Below are 14,832 nucleotides of genomic sequence, written 5' to 3' on the forward strand. Positions count from 1 at the left end.
GGTTGGTGGCCACTGGTGTACCGGTTGTTCGAGAGAGCACGTGCCGGGTAGCCACGCCACACGGGGTAAGAGCTGAACGCATCTAAGCTCGAAACCCACTTGGAAAAGAGACACCGCAGAGGTCCCCTGTACAAGACAGGGTCGATAGACTCGGGGTGTGCGCGTCGAGGTAACGAGACGTTAAGCCCACGAGCACTAACAGACCAAAGCCATCATTCATACGCACTGTGACTCATTCACCGACGATTTACTCGTCGCTGAACGAGTCCAGGCGCAAACTGGATCGCACGTAATCACACGGTGGAGAATCTGATCGAGACTGGTACCCTCGTGGTTCGATTCCACGACTCGACGTTAGGCGGCCACAGCGGTGGGGTTGCCTCCCGTACCCATCCCGAACACGGAAGATAAGCCCACCAGCGTTCCGGGGAGTACTGGAGTGCGCGAGCCTCTGGGAAACGCGGTTCGCCGCCACCATTCATACCTCATAGCCCACTCAGGAGACCCATCTCTCCCGAGTGGGCTTTTCGTATTTATAAGCAGTGCGTAACTACATGACTAGGCCGAGAACCTGTCGTATGACTCGCCAAGTCAAACTGAACGAACTCACGGCCCTTCTCGAAACGGCGACGTACCCGTTGTCGGTCGCGACCGCTCGGACGGAGTTCAACGACGTACAGCTCGTGTACGCGGACGGCTCCGAATCGTTACCGACGGTCCTGGATCGGATCAACGACGAACAGTTCGATTCGCCGGACGAGGCCCAATCGTCGATCTACAACACCATCCCAGTCGAAGGGGTGGGCGAACCCGGCCAGTCGGAGGGCGAGGGCTAACCGAATCCGCTACCCTTAAGCGAACGAGTTGATTACTCCTATTCGCGCCAAGGTGGCAGAGTCCGGCCTAACGCAGCGGCCTGCAGAGCCGCCCATCGCCGGTTCAAATCCGGCCCTTGGCTTATTAAACATAGCAAGCAACAGCTATCGAGCGACGTTCTATCGCGGCTAGCGTAACTGCCGGTCTGAGCCTGAGTTATCTCCCCGCTGGTGGGTGTGCAGTCACTCTGTTTCGACAGGAATCGTGTGGACTCGGCGGAGGGGTTCAATGTGGGCTTTTGCCGTCGGATCGAGTGGAAAAGTGCCGTGGATCTCAGCAGGGACTTGCCCGTGAACGACACGCCCAAACGGCGCGGCGGCGGTAGGATACGCCTGCTCGACAAGTCGAGCGACGGGCGGTGCGATATTAAGTTGTTCCAGCGCTTCCTTTACAGCCGCTTCGCCGACGTGAACGGACTCCCCCTCTATTAGGATGAACGCGAACGGCGAGTCGTCGAACTGCGCCTGCAGGAACGCCTGAATCGAGTCGGATTCCCAGGGAACAGGTGTGATATCCGTAGCACAGTGGGTTACCGTCTCGGCGGCGCGCCGGAACAGATCGGTACTGCCGTCGTAGACGAGAAGCGACTGAGTCACATCTATGATACGGGTTTCGGCCGTTTGAACGTTGTGTCGTGTCACAACGGCTTATAACTCCAAACGCCGATGTTCCCGTATGGGCGCACGGGACGAACCGATGACCGGGCTTCGCCGACGACTCGAAACCGTGCTAGAGAGCGCGCTTGCCGATAGCGTATCGTGGACGGTCACCACTGGTAGTCCAGTCACCGCTCGGCTGCCTGATCGCGAGTTCGTGTTCGAACGGCATGACAGCCCGGACGGGCACCGGTGGACAGTTGTGTTACGCGCTGAAGGGGCGGTCGTGAGCAAGTTCGGGCGGTTCGAGACAGTTGACGATGTCGTGGAGACGGTTGAATCGCTTGCAGCTTCCGATGTCCAGTACACGGTTTGCTGTGACGGCTAACCGTACTGCGGTAGCTCTTGGCAGGCGAGCCTGAGCTAGCCTGGCTTGTGACAATCGCTCCGTTGCCTGGCCAGGATGGGCGCCCTATTCCTCACCAATGCGCTCGAAAAGTAATCATTAAACGGCGCGGCGACTGACCGTTCCCATATGCAACGACGAGCCGCGGCGGCGTACTTCGCGTTCTTCCTCGTTATCAGTGTTGCAGCGTACGCCTATATCGGCGTCGCGGAGAGCCAGCGGCCGGCGGTATCGCTCGACGCAGACGCTGAACTGACAAACGAAAGTACGTTCACTGTCGACGGAACGGAGTACACGGCCACGAACATCCACATGTCCGGTGGCGGTGGTGGCGGCCACGGTGGTGGCGGTGGTAGTATGGCTGCTGATCTCTCGTGGACGAACGAATCATCCCGGTATACCGCGACATTAGAGCACAACGCCACGGCGACCTATCAGAACGACACCTACCGCGTGTCCACTGATAGCAACGAAAGCACCGTGACGCTCGAAGAAGAGCTCAACGTCAGTGCGCTCCTGGCCGAGGACTCCGCTGTCCAGAACACGCTAGCGACCCAGAACGGGACCGAGTACGTGGTCTACCGGTCGAATAATACGCAAGTCCCACTGAGCGAGTGGCTTCCGGAGCCGGAGACGGTGTCGTTCACAACCGGTGATACCTATCCGTACGCGACTGACAGCGGTACTCAGGAGACGACAGTCGTCGAGGTGACTAACGAGAGCGCGACGCTCGAATGGTTTGGACCACGTAACAACACGATCGAGCTCTCGGAGGGTGGGAACGTCACGCTGAGCGAGCAGCAGTTCTTCACACACTTCCCGGATCATAGCACCGTCCAGATCGTCCCGATTCAGCAGTACGGTCAGTACCAGGAAACGCTTGATCAGCAGGATTACTTCCACGAGCGCAAGAACGGCATCTGGGGCGTCTCGATACTGTCGGGCATCGCCGCCGTGCTGATGCTGGGGATGGCGTACCTGCCCGTTCGCGGATAACAACAGCGTCCGTTTTCGGTTCTGTTCTTGGCGACTGAATTACGTCTCGGCCGTCCAGCTAACGTATGCCAGTCCCACACCGATTACACCCATCGCAAGTGCCGCGAGCAGCTGTATGATCGCTGTTGTCATAGACGCATGCGTCTGCCACGGTGTGCTGGCTATCGTCGCAAGCGTAGCGGTGACAAGTAATACGCCGACAGTAACGCCAAGCGGGCGCAATGGCTGTGTGAACCCCTTTTGAATCGTGTCGAACGTTCCGTCCATACTGGGACCATTCGCCGTCTCGGTGGTAAATGGACCGGTCTTGTATCCCCGGCTCTTGGCGGTCGGCAGGACAACGGGCCGGGAGGACGCTGAATCGGAGGGAGACGGTCGGCCTCTCGCTGGTCGGCTGCTGCGACTCCCAGGGTTCACCCCTCCCGCTTTCGTTTGACACCGGCTCGCGGTGCTCGTCGGTTCGTCGCAAAAGCGGGCCGGGAGGGAGTTGAACCCCCGACCATCTGGTTAAAAGCCAGACGCTCTGCCTAACTGAGCTACCGGCCCTCGCTATTCGCTGGGGGGAGTGGCGATTAAGGCCTTACGGTCCGCCGTCGAAATACGACTCGATAGCCTCGCTGATGACTTCCCCGGGAGACGCTCCGTCAAGTGCGGCCTGTCGACGGAGTCGGCAGTAGGCGTCGCGGCTGAGCTGTGTCGTCAGTTCACCAAGCGCGTAGCCCTCCCTGGCGAGTGCTGCGCTGACGGATGCGCTATCGTTGACACTGCTTGCGACCGACCGAATCTGGCGGACAGTGAGGTCGTGGTCGATGGCGGCCCACGCAAGCAGGAGCCGGGACTCGCCGGAGACTCTGGCGATGTGCTTGGCTGCCGTCGGTGCGATTTCCCCTTTGGCGACGTGGATACGGACGGACCGGGGCAGGTCGTGGACGCGGGACCATTTCCGGATGAACGAGACCGAGGCCTCGCCACCGGCCCGCTCAGCAGCGGCTTTGTAGGACCCTTCACCGCGTACTAAGGCTGCACACGCGGCCGCGCCACGCAGAATGAACACGTTGTCGTCAGCTCCGGCGGTGTTCTCGGAGAATTTCTTGACAGTTCTGGCGGCGAGTTCGAGGCTCTCGGGGTCGTCAGGGTCGAACTCGACGGCCTCCTCGGGTCGTTGTCCGGTGAGTGCCGGGTCCCCGCGGATGACCGGTTTCCCGACCGGTGACTCCCGGTCGGTCGATGGAACGTAGTTGTCGGGCCCCTCAGGCATCGAGATGTGCTTGGGGAGCGCCGCACAAAAGTATCCCGTACGGGGTATCAAACAGACTATTGTAAGTCATACCGGCTGTCGCCGACCCGGTGTCGGCGAATATCGGTTCGCTGTTACAATCGTCTGTCTCAGTCGTCGGATGCGCTCTCGCGCTCTTCGCTCATGTGCTCCCAGATCTCTGTGCAACCGCAGCCATCCTCGACGTTGTCGAGGTGGTCTGTGGTCGGCTCTTCGCGTTCGGCAGTGTCGTCGTGGGTCTGTTGTGCATTCGTCATCGTTTCTGTCACAGCGACGACCTGAACGGCCGCCACGTGGTGTCGTACTCCTTCGTAACGGCCCCATTATCTTAAACACCGACTCTCCTGTAAGCTTGGCCCGCACTGCGACTTACAGGCAACATATGTCCATATCTTGTACGGCTCCCAACAAACTGCGGGTTGTGATACCGCGACACACGCACCACACGACAGCGGCGGCTTCAACCAAGCTCCGGTGATACTTGCGACCGCCGACGCCCTCAGGTGTCTCGGGAATCTAATGAGATGTAATGACGACCGACGTTCACCAGCTTGACGACGGGGCCTGGATCTCCGTCAACGACTCGCGGGAAGTGAACGTCTCGGACCTGTGGTTGCTGGCGCGAAGCGACTTCTGTGGGTGTGAGACGACTGATTTCCTCGCTGAGGGGTTCGTGAAAGTGGGCGTGGATTACCCGGATATCCAGGCGCGAATCGCTGGCCAGTGCATTACGTGTGGTGAGAGCGGCGTCACTGACTGGCTGACGGTCGGGCGTGTCGTAGACCCCGATTCTGGCGAATTCCACGGTGTCGTCCACGAGAGCGTCCATTTCCCCGAGAAGCGGACCCGGCTTGCCAGTCCGGAAGAATAGGCAACATTTTCTCTTTTCAGGGAGTGGGGGAGACGGTTGACGGCAAAGTGTGGTGTATAAGTCTGTGTGACGTGTGTGTTGATACATTAGCTATGCCCAGTAAAGTCGAGAAATGGAAGGACGAGGTTTACGGCAACGAGATCCGGGAGCATTTGATGGAGTTCGCGGAGAAGGGTTGGGACGCCATCCCGGAAGACGAACACGACGCCTGGTTCGAGCGCTTCAAGTGGTGGGGTCTGTACCACCAGCGCTCCGGACAGGAGTCGTATTTCATGATGCGTATCGGGACGCCGAACGGCGTCATCAAACCGGGGCAGCTCGAGGTCATTGGCGAAATCGCGAAGGAGTACGCGTCCGGTCCCGCCGACAACCCCGAATTCGGCGACGCCTATTGTGACTGGACGACCCGCCAGAGCATCCAGCTTCACTGGATCAAGATCGAGGATATCCCGGAAATCTTCGAGAAGCTCGAAGCCGTCGGTCTGGGAACCCAGCAGGCCTGCGGTGACTCCTGGCGGAACATCGTCGGCTGTCCCGTCGCCGGCAAGGACAAACACGAACACGTCGACGCCTGGTCCGTCGCTGAGGACCTCCACGAGACGTTCAAAGGCAACGACGATTACTCGAATCTCCCGCGCAAATGGAAAGTCGCCATTGCCGGCTGTGACGAGGGCTGTGGTCAGGGCGACATCAACGACCTCGCCTTCGAACCTGCCGAGAAGGACGGCGAAATCGGCTTCAACGTCCGCATCGGCGGCGGCCTCTCCCGCAAGGAACCGCGCCTCGCCCGCGATATTGACGTGTGGGTCCCGCCGGAGCAGGCCGCTGACGTGGCCCACGGCATGTCCGCGCTCTTCCGCGACAACGGCGACCGCGAGGACCGTTTCAACGCCCGCATCAAGTTCCTCATAGACGAGTGGGGGCCCGAAAAGATGCGCTCGGTCCTGCAGGAGGAGTACGTCGACTTCGAACTGGAGACCGCCGGCGAGGACATGCGCGACCAGTACAGCTACAACACCGGGTCCCAGGACGGGCACAACGACCACGTCGGGATTCACGAGCAGAAAGACGGCAACTACTACGTCGGCTTGAACGTGCTGGTCGGCCGCATGGGTGCCGACGACGTGCTGGAACTGGCGGAACTCGCCGACGAGTACGGCTCCGGCGAGGTCCGACTGACCCAGCGCCAGAACATCATCGTCACCGACGTGCCCGAGGAGAACCTCGACGAGTTCACCAGCGAACCCCTGCTCGAGAACTACTCCCCGGACCCGTCGCCGTTCATGCGCGGCTCCATCGCCTGTACGGGCACGGAGTACTGCTCACTTTCCATCGTCGAGACGAAGAACCGCCAGGTCCGCTACGCCCGCTGGCTCAAGGACAACGTCGAACTCCCCGAGGACCACAAGGACTTCCACATCCACCTCTCGGGCTGTACGGCCTCCTGCGCCCAGCCCCAGATCGCCGACGTGTCCCTGCGTGGCATGAAGACCCGCAAGGATGGCGAACCGGTCGAAGCACTCGATATCGGCCTCGGCGGCGGCCTCGGCGACGACCCGCGCTTCGCTGACTGGGTGGAGATGCGTGTCCCGGCCGATGAAGTCCCCGGCGCGATCAAGAACCTCGTCAACAACTTCGAGGACGCCCGTGAGGGCGGCGAGACCTTCCGTGACTTCGTGGAGGACCGCGACGAGGAAACGCTGGCTGAGATGGTCGAACCCGAAGAGACGGACTACGACGACCCGTACATGCACAACACGAAGATGACGTGGTACCCCTACGCAGAGGACGACGACATGCAGTCCTCGCCCGCCCCGACCAACGGCGCTGGCGAACCGCTGACCTCCGACGACTAAGTCACACTGCTGGGTATTCGCGTCTCGGCATTCGTTGAATCGCGTGGCTGTCCGCGGTTTGATTGCTTTCTGTATTTGTCTGTGGCCGGGAGCGCGCTCCGTCGCGCGACCCGGGGAAAGGCAGGTCTACCTCTGAAGGGGGACACAAGTTTTGCAGTCGCTGTTGTGAGCATACCGCGAGCGAAGCGAGCGGTTTCACGCGAATCGCGCCGCGATTCGCGGCGCGATTCGCGCTTTTTTCATCGACGTTTTTTGGCCGGGGTTGAGCGCTCGCCATCGGCGAGCGCGATGTCCCGGTGAAAAAAGGTCGTTGGTAAGCCTTATTCGCCGCACTAGTGTATGAGTGAGTGGCAGCGGGAGGCCAGCTCCCGTGGCGCAAGCCATGAGGAAAGTCCCCCCACCTGTCGGACAGGTGACCGGGCGCAAGTCCGGGGCGGGAGACCGTCGGCGCTGGAACAGCAACGACACGTCGTCGCCGGACCGATGAGGTGTGCGAATCCCGAGCGAGGCTGACCGTGCCCCACCAGATGGTGCGGCACGCGGCCAAAGCGAGGGAGAGTTAACCCACCGAGGGCAGTCGCGACCCGGTGACTCCGGGGCGCGCAGTTGTGGACCACAGCCGTGCTCCACACGTGGGCCGCTGAAGCGCCCCACGCGTGGGCCATCTTCGATGCCCCACGCTTCCGGCGACGGACCGATGGAACGGCGAAACCTCACCGGTGCAAGGCCGCGTCGACAGGTAGTCCGACGCCGCGCGCGAGCGCTGGACGTGGCCGCTGAGCCGAATGCTGGCCCGAACAGAAGGGGGCTTACTCCCCGCAGCCACACTACCCTGGTAGCGGCGGGTTCGATGGTTACAAGCCCGCGCCGGCCACAGGCCAGAGTATGACCGCAGCCGACCTTATCGACGCCGTTCGTGACGACCAGCAGACGGAACTCTCCCGACTGGGGTCCTCGAAGACGCTGTACGCCGACACCCGCGGCGAGATGGAACCCGACGTGGTACTGGCAGCGGCTGCCGCCCGCGAGGGGGCGGCCCACGACACCTTCGACGCCTGGAGCGACGACGCGAACGAGGACGCAGCAGCGTTGTTTGCCGACGCGGCGGCAGAGGCGGCCGAGCGGCGTGACGGTTTCGACGCTGACCCGGTCGACCGGACGCCGGCGATGCACGACGTGCTCGATGATCTCGACGGGACCGTCGAACGACTCGGCGGCTTCGTCGGCTGGACGCTCGTCGACAAGAAGGTCAAGGAGCAGTACACCGGCTTCTTCACCGGCCAGGCGGACCCCCAGACGGCGAGTACGTTCCGCGGTGCCGGGAGCGACGTGGTGGATCTCCGTGACGAGGCTGCCGAACTGCTTGATGCCGTCTGCGAGAGCGACGACGACTGGGACGCCGCGGAGGCGGCCGCTATCGATGTTATTTCGACGGCCTACGACGAGTACTTCGAGACGCTCGAAGACCTCGGTGTGAACCCGAAGCCGGTCTGTTAACGGTCCGCAAACCACGCGGCTCAAGTCCGTCCAGCCCGATGTATGGATAATGAGCGACACCGGCGGGCCACTCTCTATCGACCGACCAGATGTCGACCACGAGTTCCGCGTCGACGCCCCGTTCGAACCGGCCGGCGACCAGCCCGAGGCCATCGAAGGGCTCGCATCGGGCTTTCGCCAGGGAATGGACCGACAGACCCTGCTCGGCGTGACCGGCTCCGGGAAAACAAACACCATCTCGTGGGTTGTTGAGGAGATTCAGCAACCGACGCTCGTCATCGCCCACAACAAGACGCTCGCGGCCCAGCTGTACGAGGAGTTTCGCGAACTGTTCCCGGACAACGCCGTCGAATATTTCGTCTCCTACTACGACTACTACCAGCCCGAGGCCTACGTCGAGCAGACGGACACCTTCATCGACAAGGACGCCTCGATCAACGACGAGATCGACCGACTGCGCCACTCCGCGACGCGCTCGCTGCTTACCCGCGACGACGTGATTGTCGTCGCGTCGGTGTCGGCCATCTACGGGCTCGGTGACCCGCGCAACTACATCGACATGTCTCTCTCGCTTGAAGTGGGCCAGGAGATCGAGCGCGACGATCTGCTGGGTCGGCTGGTCGACCTGAACTACGAGCGCAACGACGTGGACTTCACGCAGGGGACCTTCCGCGTGCGCGGGGACACGCTGGAAATCTACCCGATGTACGGCCGCTACGCCCTCCGAGTGGAGTTCTGGGGCGACGAGATCGACCGGATGCTGAAGGTCGACCCACTGGAAGGCGAGGTCAAAAGCGAGGAACCGGCCGCCCTGATCCACCCGGCAGAACACTACTCGATTCCCGAACAGCGGCTCCAGCGGGCGATTGACGAAATCGAGGACCTGCTGGAACAGCGCATCCGCTACTTCGAACGCCAGGGCAACCACGTCGCCGCCCAGCGCATCGAGGAGCGGACCACGTTCGACATCGAGATGATGCAGGAGACGGGCTACTGCTCGGGCATCGAGAACTACTCGGTCCACCTCTCGGACCGCGAAACCGGCGAGGCCCCCTACACCCTGCTGGACTACTTCCCCGATGACTTCCTCACCGTCGTCGACGAGTCACACCAGACGCTCCCCCAGATTCGTGGCCAGTTCGAGGGCGACAAGAGCCGGAAGGAGAGCCTCGTCGAGAACGGCTTCCGCTTGCCGACAGCCTTCGACAACCGCCCGCTCACCTTCGAGGAGTCCGAGGAGAAGACCGATCAGACGCTGTACGTGAGCGCCACACCTGGCGACTACGAGCGCGAACACAGCGATCAGGTCGTCGAACAGATCGTTCGCCCCACCCATCTCGTCGACCCGGCCGTCGAAATCGCATCAGCGACGGGCCAGGTCGAGGACCTGCTGGAACGCATCGACGGACGAATCGAGCGCGACGAGCGGGTGCTGGTGACCACACTCACGAAACGCATGGCCGAGGACCTGACGGAGTATCTTGAGGAGTCCGGGGTGAGCGTGGCGTACATGCACGACGAGACGGACACGCTGGAACGGCACGAACTCATCCGCTCGCTGCGGCTGGGCGACATCGACGTGCTGGTCGGTATCAACCTCCTCCGGGAGGGGCTGGACATTCCGGAGGTGTCGCTCGTGGCGATTCTGGACGCCGACCAGGAGGGGTTCCTGCGCTCGGAGACGACGCTCGTCCAGACGATGGGGCGGGCCGCCCGGAACGTCAACGGCGAGGTGGTGCTGTACGCCGACGAGCGCAGCAACGCCATGCAGTCGGCCATCCAGGAGACCCAGCGCCGCCGGCGCATCCAGCAGCAGTACAACGAGGAACACGGCTTCGAACCGACGACCATCGAGAAGGCCATCGGCGAGACGAACCTGCCGGGGAGCAAGACCGACACCGGCGGCATATCCAGTGACGGCGCGAGCGACGCCGACGAGGCCGCCCACCAGATCGAGCAACTGGAGGAGCGGATGCAGGCAGCCGCGGATAACCTGGAGTTCGAACTGGCTGCGGACATCAGGGACCGCATCCGCGAACTGCGCGAGGAGTTCGATCTGGACGGTGGCGACGACGGCGACGGCGTACCGGCACCCGGGCCGGAGTTCTGAGCCCGACTCTGTTTTCCGCCCCGTACTATTTCTTGCTCGTTTCGCTGTCCGGTCAGTCCGCCGACCCGCTTCGACAGCCGTCTCCAACGCCGTTGTAATCTCGACTTGGACTAATACAACCAAAATTGTTTTACGCGCTACTGTAGTTGTATAGGGTGATGACACGCGTCTCGCTCCCACACGACGCGAAGGCCGGTCCCACCAAGCCGGAGGTCCGGGCCGTCCTCGCCAGCAAACTCGCTCTCACCGGAGCCGACCACTTCGCGGAGGTCGGGTCCTGTACCGGTGCCGTCACCATCACGGCGGCGCGCCGGGCCGGGCGGGTCACTGCACTCGAACGGAAAGCCGGTCGACTCGACGTGACTCGCAAGAACCTCGCCGCCAACGATGTCGAGGCCGATGTCGAACTCCGCGAGGCCGAGGCCCCGGAGGGCTTGCCGGACGACGCCGACGCCCTCTTTCTGGGCGGATCGCGCAACTACGAGGCCGTCCTCGACCACGCCGTCGAGACCGGCGTCGACCGTATTGTGATGAACGTCTCGCGGCTGGAGGTCGCCGGCGCGGCGACCGAAGCCTTCCGCGAGCGCGACATCTTAGAGGAGGTCGTCCAGTTCCAGGTGAGCCACGGCTACGAACTCGCCGGCGCGACGAGCTTCAACTCGGAGAACCCCGTGTACATGCTCGTCGGCAGCGCCAGCGAGGACGTGGCCGCTGACGGCGGTTCGCCGGCCGACGCTTCGGCGGCGGGCGACGCCGATGGCAGGAACGGAGGCCAGCGATGACCCTCTACGGCATCGGGCTCGGCCCCGGCCAGCCCGACCTCGTGACCGTCCGCGGGAAGCGCGCCCTCGAATCCGCTGACGTGGTGTACTCGCCGGGGCGGCTCTCGCGCTCGGTCGCAACCGAACACGTCCCCGAGGAACGCATCGGCGACCTCGATTTCCCGATGACACGCGACGAGGAGAAACTCAGGACCGCATGGAAGGAGGCCGCCGCGGAGATCGCGCCGACGGCCCGCGAGGGTGACGCCGCCTTCGTCACGCTGGGGGACCCCAACGTCTACTCGACCTTCGGTCACCTCCGGCGAACGCTCGCGGCGTTCCATCCCGAGGTCGATCTCGAAGTGGTGCCCGGCGTCAGCGCTATGTCGGCCTTTGCGACGGCGCTGGGCGTCGAAATCACCGCCGGATCGAGTCTGGCCCTTCGGGAGGCCGACCGCGGCGCGTCGCCGACGGGGCCGGACCGGATGATTCTGTTCAAGGTGACCGACGCGCCGGCCACCCACGAGGGGCTGGTCGAGGCCGGCTACGACGTGGTGTACGGCCGCCGGCTGTTCATGGAACAGGGCGAGACAGTCGTGACAGACGATCCGAGCGAAATCGACGAGCGAGACTACTACACGCTGGCCTACGCCGAGAAGCCCGAGACCCGCGTCGAGCAGGCGACCGACGCTTTCCTCGAAGCGGCCGACGAGAGCGGCGTCGTGACCGACGGCGGCGAGAACGGCTCCGGGGAAGTGGTGCGACAGGAGCGCTCTGAAGCCGCCCTCTGTGGCGACGAGGTGAAGCATGACTGAGAACGCTGACCAGACCGGTGAGACGGACCCCCAAACTGCGATCGACTCCGTCGCCGGCAACCGCGACGACCGCGTCTACGAACACAGCGCCGGCGACGAACAGGAGGGCATCCCCTTCGTCGGGGCCGGCCCGGGCAACCCCCGGCTCCTGACCGTTGCCGGCCGCGAACTGCTGGCCGACGCCGACCTCGTGGTTCACGCCGGGTCGCTCGTCAACAGCGAACTCTTAGAGGAGTACTGCGCCGATGCCGAGACGGTCTCCTCCATCGGCAAGGACCTCGAAGAGCTGATTCCGCTGATGCGGGACGCCTACGAGGCCGGTGACACTGTCGTCCGCCTCCACAGCGGCGACCCCGCGATTTACGGAGCCGCGCTGGAGCAGATGGACGCGCTCGAACACGAGGGCGTTCCGACCTACATTGTTCCCGGCGTCACCTCCGCGTTCGCCGCCAGCGCGACGATGCGGACCCAACTGACCCTGAACGAGGTCGCCAACCACGTCGCCTTCACCCGCCCGCAGGGAAAAACGCTGGACGAAGACGAGGACCACATCTCCGAGTTCGTCGGCATGGGCGACGTGACGACCTGTATCTATCTGGGGACCCACGCCGTGAGCGAGACGATGGACCGGCTGCTGGACGACGGCCACGACCCCGAAACCCCGGTGGCGGCCATCTACCACGCGTCCTGGCCCGACGAGGACGTTATCGAGGGGACGATTGCGACCATCGGCGAGAAACTGGAAGACGCGGGCTACCGCGCCTCCGCGATGGTCGTGATTGGGGATGCTGTTGGTGGTGAGGACTACGAGCGATCCTTCCTCTATGGCGACTGGGCCAACCGCGGGAGCGACGCGGACTCACAGGAGGCTGACGACTGATGAGCACTGACACAGACAACGAATCCAGTTCGAACAGTTGCAAAGCGCCCGACTCGGACGGCGAAGTAGCCGAGGACATCGCCATCGTCGCCTTCGAGCGGAAGATGGACACCGCCCAGCAAATCGTCGACGGCATCGGCGACCGCTACGAGTCCATCGACATCCTCGAATACCACGGCGACGTGTTCGAGGAGTATTGGGGCGAGTACGATTGCTTCATCGGCCTGATGGCCAGCGGCATCGCGATGCGCAAGACCGCCCACCTGCTCGACGACAAGTGGGACGACCCCGCAATCTGTGTCGTCGACGAGGAACTCACCTGGGCCATCCCCATCACCGGCGGTCACCACGGCGCGAACCAGGTCGCCGACGACCTCGCGTCAATGGGCGCGGTGCCGGCGATGACCACCGCCTCGGAGGCCGCTGACAAGCAGGGCGTCGAGAAGCAGGCAAAAGCACTCGACGCCCACGTCGTCAACGGCGATTCGACCGTGGCGACGAACCTCGCCGTGCTGGACGACGAACTCGGTCCCATCGAGCGCCTCGACGGACCGAAGGCGGTCCTCGTGGACGACGACGTGACGGTTCTCAAGCGCAACACAGACGACGGCGTCGTGCTGGGCTGTGGCAGCGTCGCCGGCGCAGATGTCGAGCAGTTCCACGAAGCGTGGCAGCAGGCGCTGGACGAGGCCGACCGCGACCGCGACGACGTGGAGTTCGTGGCTACCGGGACCCGGAAAGCAGACGAGGAGGGAATGCTCGCCGCCGCCGAGGAGTGGGGGCTGGGCGTCGTCGCATTCGAGAAGGAAACGCTGGAGGGGTTCGAGGGGCCGACCCCCTCGCGGTCGAAGGAACTCATCGGCTGGCCGGGCATCGCCGAGGCGTCGGCCATCGCCGCCGGCAGCGAACACGACCTGCTGGCCGAGAAGACCCGCTACGATGAGGCCGTGACGGTGGCGATCGGCCAATGAGCGAAACCGAGGACGTGGCCGCGTCGGCGACGGCGGCGACCCGGCCGGACGACTACGGCACGCTGTACGTAGTCGGCATCGGCCCGGGACTGCCCCACGACATGACCCAGCGGGCGAAAGATGTCATCCAGACCGCCGACTGTATCATCGCCTCGAACCTCTATCAGGAGTTCCTCCGGAAGGACGGGACGCTCCCACCGCAGTCCGCCGAACTCGACGGCGAAACCGACGACGGCGAGATCGCAGATGAGGAAGGGGCGGTGCTGGAGCGACCCGACGGCAGCCGGCAGACCCTCATTCGCTCGTCGATGGGCAAGCAGGTCGAACTGGCCCGTGAGGCCTTCGAGCGCGTCCGGGCCGGCGAGGACATCGCCCACGTCTCCGGCGGCGACCCGAACGTCTACGGGAAGTCCGATCTGCTGTTTACGATGGCCGACGCCGACGAGGCCGACGACGTGCCAATCGAGATCGTCCCCGGCGTGACCGCGGCGCTGTCGGGCGCGGCGAACCTCGGTGCGCCGCTGTCGAACGATTTCTGTACGATTTCGCTGTCCGACAAGTGGCGCGGCTGGGACGAGATCGAGGAGAAGCTCCGGGCGGCCGCCATTTCGGGGTTCGTCGTCGTCCTCTACAACTGCTGGCGCGACTACGAGCGAGCCGTCGACGTGCTCCGCGAGGAGCGGGCCGACGACGTGCCCGCCGCTATCGTCAACGACTCCGGCCGCGGCGAGGCCGGCCGGAACCTCGACGACGAGACGGAGACCATCACGACGCTTGGCGACCTGCCCGACCACGACGACAAGGTCGGCGGCATGGGCTCGTCCATCGTCGTCGGCACCCACGAGACCGAAGTCTGGCGCAACGACTACGAGGAGTTCCTCGTCACCCCGCGCGGCGGGCGTGACGTTGACGATTTCTAAC

15 protein-coding genes, 2 tRNA genes, 2 rRNA genes and 1 other RNA gene are annotated in these 14,832 nt (G+C 63.6%); 16 read left to right on the forward strand and 4 right to left on the reverse strand.

Annotated elements, in window-relative coordinates; translation table 11 throughout:
* The 4 genes from NDI54_RS10125 to NDI54_RS10140 all read left to right on the forward strand — a co-directional run.
* Positions 1–219, forward strand: a 23S ribosomal RNA gene (locus NDI54_RS10125); the annotation flags it as partial.
* A gap of 135 nt (positions 220–354) precedes the next feature.
* Positions 355–477, forward strand: a 5S ribosomal RNA gene (rrf, locus tag NDI54_RS10130).
* A gap of 101 nt (positions 478–578) precedes the next feature.
* Complete coding sequence (locus tag NDI54_RS10135; protein WP_310896334.1) at positions 579–836, forward strand: DUF5789 family protein; 258 nt, start codon at positions 579–581, stop codon at positions 834–836.
* A gap of 46 nt (positions 837–882) precedes the next feature.
* A tRNA-Cys gene (locus NDI54_RS10140) sits at positions 883–958 on the forward strand.
* A 100-nt stretch (positions 959–1,058) separates the two neighbouring features.
* On the opposite strand, the gene NDI54_RS10145 is transcribed toward NDI54_RS10140, so the two are convergent.
* On the reverse strand, positions 1,059–1,472 hold the full coding sequence (locus tag NDI54_RS10145; RefSeq protein WP_310896335.1) for a hypothetical protein: 414 nt from the start codon (positions 1,470–1,472) through the stop codon (positions 1,059–1,061).
* Between the two features lie 79 nt (positions 1,473–1,551).
* Here NDI54_RS10145 and NDI54_RS10150 point away from each other — a divergent pair, with 79 nt between their 5' ends.
* Complete coding sequence (locus tag NDI54_RS10150) at positions 1,552–1,860, forward strand: hypothetical protein (RefSeq protein ID WP_310896336.1); 309 nt, start codon at positions 1,552–1,554, stop codon at positions 1,858–1,860.
* A gap of 147 nt (positions 1,861–2,007) precedes the next feature.
* The gene (locus NDI54_RS10155; RefSeq protein WP_310896337.1) at positions 2,008–2,874 is read left to right on the forward strand and encodes a hypothetical protein; all 867 of its coding nucleotides are present in this window, start codon (positions 2,008–2,010) and stop codon (positions 2,872–2,874) included.
* Positions 2,875–3,346: 472 nt separating this feature from the next.
* Here the strand turns inward: NDI54_RS10155 and NDI54_RS10160 are convergent.
* The 3 genes from NDI54_RS10160 to NDI54_RS10170 all read right to left on the reverse strand — a co-directional run bounded on the left by NDI54_RS10160 (position 3,347) and on the right by NDI54_RS10170 (position 4,443).
* Positions 3,347–3,420, reverse strand: a tRNA-Lys gene (locus NDI54_RS10160).
* Positions 3,421–3,454: 34 nt separating this feature from the next.
* Positions 3,455–4,132, reverse strand: coding sequence for a DUF7119 family protein (locus tag NDI54_RS10165; protein ID WP_310896338.1), 678 nt, complete (start codon positions 4,130–4,132; stop codon positions 3,455–3,457).
* Between the two features lie 128 nt (positions 4,133–4,260).
* A complete protein-coding gene (locus tag NDI54_RS10170; protein WP_310896884.1) occupies positions 4,261–4,443 on the reverse strand; it encodes a hypothetical protein in 183 nt (60 codons plus the stop codon).
* 236 nt (positions 4,444–4,679) lie between these two features.
* Between NDI54_RS10170 and NDI54_RS10175 the strand changes: the two genes are divergently transcribed.
* From NDI54_RS10175 to NDI54_RS10220, 10 genes are all read left to right on the forward strand, one after another.
* A complete protein-coding gene (locus NDI54_RS10175; protein WP_310896339.1) occupies positions 4,680–5,021 on the forward strand; it encodes a hypothetical protein in 342 nt (113 codons plus the stop codon).
* A gap of 92 nt (positions 5,022–5,113) precedes the next feature.
* Positions 5,114–6,877: a nitrite/sulfite reductase gene (locus NDI54_RS10180; RefSeq protein WP_310896340.1), complete on the forward strand. Its 1,764-nt coding sequence runs from the start codon at positions 5,114–5,116 to the stop codon at positions 6,875–6,877.
* Between the two features lie 349 nt (positions 6,878–7,226).
* Positions 7,227–7,701: RNase P RNA component (rnpB, locus tag NDI54_RS10185), an RNA gene on the forward strand.
* 61 nt (positions 7,702–7,762) lie between these two features.
* Positions 7,763–8,374, forward strand: coding sequence for a rubrerythrin family protein (locus NDI54_RS10190; RefSeq protein WP_310896341.1), 612 nt, complete (start codon positions 7,763–7,765; stop codon positions 8,372–8,374).
* Positions 8,375–8,423: 49 nt separating this feature from the next.
* Positions 8,424–10,484, forward strand: coding sequence for an excinuclease ABC subunit UvrB (uvrB, locus tag NDI54_RS10195; RefSeq protein ID WP_310896342.1), 2,061 nt, complete (start codon positions 8,424–8,426; stop codon positions 10,482–10,484).
* 158 nt (positions 10,485–10,642) lie between these two features.
* Positions 10,643–11,266, forward strand: coding sequence for a precorrin-6Y C5,15-methyltransferase (decarboxylating) subunit CbiT (gene cbiT / locus NDI54_RS10200; protein ID WP_310896343.1), 624 nt, complete (start codon positions 10,643–10,645; stop codon positions 11,264–11,266).
* Complete coding sequence (locus tag NDI54_RS10205) at positions 11,263–12,060, forward strand: cobalt-factor II C(20)-methyltransferase (protein ID WP_310896344.1); 798 nt, start codon at positions 11,263–11,265, stop codon at positions 12,058–12,060. The genes cbiT and NDI54_RS10205 overlap by 4 nt, the downstream gene beginning before the upstream one ends.
* The gene (locus tag NDI54_RS10210) at positions 12,053–12,940 is read left to right on the forward strand and encodes a cobalt-precorrin-4/precorrin-4 C(11)-methyltransferase (RefSeq protein WP_310896345.1); all 888 of its coding nucleotides are present in this window, start codon (positions 12,053–12,055) and stop codon (positions 12,938–12,940) included. Before NDI54_RS10205 ends, NDI54_RS10210 begins: the two co-directional genes overlap by 8 nt.
* On the forward strand, positions 12,940–13,911 hold the full coding sequence (gene cbiG, locus NDI54_RS10215) for a cobalt-precorrin 5A hydrolase (RefSeq protein WP_310896346.1): 972 nt from the start codon (positions 12,940–12,942) through the stop codon (positions 13,909–13,911). Before NDI54_RS10210 ends, cbiG begins: the two co-directional genes overlap by 1 nt.
* Entirely contained in the window at positions 13,908–14,831 is a 924-nt protein-coding gene (locus NDI54_RS10220) for a precorrin-3B C(17)-methyltransferase (protein ID WP_310896347.1), read from the forward strand. Before cbiG ends, NDI54_RS10220 begins: the two co-directional genes overlap by 4 nt.
* Position 14,832 lies beyond the last annotated feature (1 nt).

This window comes from Haloarcula terrestris, from assembly GCF_031624315.1.
Lineage (GTDB): Archaea > Halobacteriota > Halobacteria > Halobacteriales > Haloarculaceae > Haloarcula > Haloarcula terrestris.